Origin of the sequence: Mesorhizobium sp. M1E.F.Ca.ET.063.01.1.1, from assembly GCF_003998155.1 — a bacterium.
Classification (GTDB): domain Bacteria; phylum Pseudomonadota; class Alphaproteobacteria; order Rhizobiales; family Rhizobiaceae; genus Mesorhizobium.
This window is the reverse complement of sequence record NZ_RZSC01000611.1, coordinates 1-3,573: the sequence shown is the minus strand read 5'-3', so window position 1 is coordinate 3,573 and position 3,573 is coordinate 1. Positions and strand designations below refer to the sequence as shown.

The window sequence follows — 3,573 nt, the reverse complement described above, 5'->3', positions numbered from 1 at the left end:
GGACTACAATCTGGTGCTCGACGCGCCAGCGCGACACCGAGCCCGTGCGCTGCCGCGTCGAGCACCAGATTGTAGTCCTCGAAGCGCCGGTCCTGCGGGCGAGGCCGGTAGTCGACATCCTGCGCCGCGAACCAGGCGCGCCAGCCGGAGGCGTCGGAATCGTTGATCAGCGGGAATTTGAGCAGCCGCGCCGGGTCGCCTTTGCCGATCTCCTTCGCCAGTTCCCGCGAGGCGATCGGAAAGATCTGCTCCTCGAAAAGCTGCACCGAGACGCGGCCGGGAATGCGGCCGCGCCCGCAGCGCACGGAAAGGTCGATGCCTTCGTCGGCAAGGTCGGCCTGCCGGTTGTCGACATCGAGCACGATGCGAAGCCGGGTCGGGTGGTTTTCCAGCGCCGCCATGCGCGGCATCAGCCACAGCCCGCTCACCGAAGGGATCGAGGCCAGCCGCACCACGGCGGTGCCGCGCGGCTCGACCCAGCGGTCGGAATTGACCGAGATCAGCGCGAAGGCTTCGGTGGTGCGAAGATGCAGCCGGTTGCCCTCATTGGTCAGCGTCACGCCGCGCGCGTTGCGCTCGAAAACCTTGAGCCCCAGCCAGTCCTCCAGCTTGGCGATCTGACGGCTCACCGCACCGTGCGTGAGGTTGAGCTTTTCGGCCGCCGCCGAGAAGCTTCCGGTACGCGCCGCGGCGTCGAAAGCGCGCAAAGTCTCCAGCGGAAGCATTGGGTTCGAGCTGTGATCCATGCTCACAGCTGACCCTCGAATTGCTCGTTTGTCAATCGGTCTGCAATGGCGTTTTCTGTGCTCATGGCACTGAAAAACGAGGAAACGGCGATGAGCGCTTACACCGGCACGTTGAATGAGACACAGCGCATAGACACCACTGCAGCCGTCGCAGTGGCGCTGACGGTGGCCGGTTGGGCCTCGGCCTTCCCGGCGATCCGCGCCGGCCTTGCTGCTTTCCAGCCGCTGGAACTCGGCGCGCTGCGCTTTGCCATCGCGGCCGTGCCGGCGGCTATCTTCCTGGCGGTCAAGCGCCCGGCGCTGCCGAGACTCGACGAATTGTGGCGTTTTGGCTTCGGCGGCGCGATCTTCGTCGCGCTCTATACCGCCATGCTCAATTTCGGCGAGCTGACCGTCTCGGCTGGCGCCGCAGGCTTCATCATCAATGTCAGCCCGATCTTCACCGCGATCATGGCGATGGCGCTGCTCGGCGAGCGCTTTTCCGGCATGGCCTGGATCGGTACGATTATCTCCTTCACCGGCATCGGCATCATCGCGGTGGCCGACGGGAACGGCCTGCATTTCAATGCCGGCGCGCTGCTGGTGCTGGGTTCCGCACTGTGCTCGGCCGTCAACACCATCGTCCAGAAGCCGCTCTTTGCCCGCCATCATCCGCTGACCATTGCGGCTTCCAACATGGTGCTCGGCGCGCTCTGCCTGTCGCCCTTCCTGCCGGAAGCGTTTTCGCAGGCCGCGGTCGCCGACACCGCCGGTCTCGGCGCCGTCATCTATCTCGGCGTCGTGCCCTCGATGATCGCCTACGCCGCCTGGGCGACCGCGCTGTCCCGCCTGCCTGCGGCACGGGCCTCGAACTTCCTCTATCTCGTCTCGCCAACCTCAGCCCTGATCGGCTTCTTCTGGCTGGGCGAAGTGCCGTCGCTGCTCGGCATCCTCGGCGGCGCGCTGGCTCTGGGCGGCGTCATCGTGGTGAATTTAAAGCGGTAAATCAGAGAGTTATCACCGTTTCACGACTTGATTGATGAGTTGCGATCCGCCACCGATGACCTCTGTGATGCAGGCGTAAGGCAAGCTATCCTGACCCGACTTGATGAGGGGATCGGGATGGGAAGAGGGTTCATAACCGCGGTTTTCTGTTTGCTCATGCCGACCGAAAACGCCGTCGCGGGCTTGTACCAGGTGGAGAACTACGAAGGTTCGATCGGACCGAACCCGGTCCATCTCTCGCTGCAGAGATATGCTCACTTCGGCAGCGGCATCACTGTCGAGGGAAGCTATTTCTACGACGCCAAGCAAAGCCCCATCGCGATCTACGGCACGGCCGACGGCTCAAGGCTCACGCTGTGCGAGATTGCGGACGACAAGCAATTTCAACGCGTTCTCGTGATGGGATCAAAAACGCCCGTCGATACGGCCGGATGCCCATTCTCCCTCGATGTCGGCGAAAGCGGCGCTACGGGGAACTGGAGCAAGGACACGGACAAATTTCCCGTTACGCTGAAGAAGGTCGCCAGCCTCGACGATACCGGCGAGGGCAAGATCGACGGAACCGTCGAGATTCCCTTCTGGGCCGAGACGGCCAGCGACCGGTTTGCCGGAATCTACACGACATCCGATGCCGGCATCTGCATGACCAAACTGCAAATCATCAACAAGAAGAAAAAGAAAGTCGTTCAGGAGATCGGGTTCGACGATGAGGACTGCAACGCCGGTATGTCGACGACGCCCATTTATATGAACGTGGAAAAATGGGTGGAGGGAGGCAAGGACATCATTTCAGTAAATTTTGGAGGTGGCAAATTCGCAGGCGCGGACGACTATGTCCTCGACCCGAAGACAAAAAAATACCATCTAAAGAAATGATATTCAGGCGCATGCTGCCAACCCTGCTGTTGCGCAACGAGCCAGGGGACGCTCACCTCCGCCCGAACAGCCGTTCGATATCGGCGAGCTTCAATTCGATATAAGTCGGGCGGCCGTGGTTGCAGGTGCCGGATCCCGGCGTCGCCTCCATCTGGCGCAGCAGCGCGTTCATCTCCTCGGCCTTGAGCAGCCGGCCGGAACGCACCGAACCATGGCAGGCCATGGTCGCGGCGATTCTGTCCAGCCGCTCCTTCAGCGTCTCGACCGTGTCGTTGTCGGCGATCTCGTCGGCGAGGTCGCGCACCAATTGCTGCACGTTGGTTTCGCCGAGCATCGAGGGTGTCTCGCGCACGGCCACCGCACCCGGTCCGAAGCGCTCGAGGCCAAGGCCGAATTTGGCCAGCGTCTCGGAATGCAATGCCAGCCGCTCGGCGTCCTCTTCGGGCAGGTCGACGATCTCTGGCAGGAGCAGCATCTGCGAAGGCACGGCGCGCGAATGCAGCGCATTCTTCAGCGCCTCGTAGACCAGCCGCTCATGCGCGGCATGCTGGTCGACAATGATGAGCGAATCCCTCGTCTGGGCGACGATGTAGTTCTCATGCACCTGCGCGCGCGCCGCGCCCAGCGCCATGCCGAGCAGCGCTTCGGCCGGCTCGGTTATGCCGGCCCGCGCATCGGCGCTGGCAACCGGCCCCGTCTCGAAGGCGGCTTGCTCGTTTTCGGCGAAGCCGTTTCGCGGCTGCCGCGCATCGCCCATGTCGTGCGGCCGCTGTGGCGAGCGAGCCAAATTCGAACCATGATCGAAACCGCTGAAGCCAGAGGCGTGGTAGGCTGCCTCGTAGCTGCGATGGCCGGCGGTCGGCCCGGGATGCGCGTAAGGTGCCGTGCCCGGCCGGAACGCGGCCATCATGCCGGCTGCGCCAGAGGTCGCGGCGCGGATGCCGGCGCCGGCCAGCGCCTCGCGGAT

The 3,573-nt window shown here is 63.5% G+C and carries 3 protein-coding genes and 1 pseudogene; 2 read left to right on the top strand and 2 right to left on the bottom strand.

The window, feature by feature from the left end:
- A partial coding sequence (locus EOA29_RS29125; RefSeq protein ID WP_189479017.1) for a LysR family transcriptional regulator occupies window positions 1-725 on the bottom strand: 725 nt, incomplete at its 3' end.
- A 111-nt stretch (window positions 726-836) separates the two neighbouring features.
- Between EOA29_RS29125 and EOA29_RS29120 the strand changes: the two genes are divergently transcribed.
- Together EOA29_RS29120 and EOA29_RS29115 are read left to right on the top strand one after the other, a co-directional pair.
- Window positions 837-1,730: an EamA family transporter gene (locus tag EOA29_RS29120; protein WP_126094351.1), complete on the top strand. Its 894-nt coding sequence runs from the start codon at window positions 837-839 to the stop codon at window positions 1,728-1,730.
- A 156-nt stretch (window positions 1,731-1,886) separates the two neighbouring features.
- The gene (locus tag EOA29_RS29115; RefSeq protein ID WP_145969851.1) at window positions 1,887-2,606 is read left to right on the top strand and encodes a hypothetical protein; all 720 of its coding nucleotides are present in this window, start codon (window positions 1,887-1,889) and stop codon (window positions 2,604-2,606) included.
- A gap of 52 nt (window positions 2,607-2,658) precedes the next feature.
- Here the strand turns inward: EOA29_RS29115 and EOA29_RS29110 are convergent.
- Window positions 2,659-3,573 (bottom strand): annotated as a pseudogene (locus EOA29_RS29110) (DNA mismatch repair protein MutL); the annotation flags it as partial.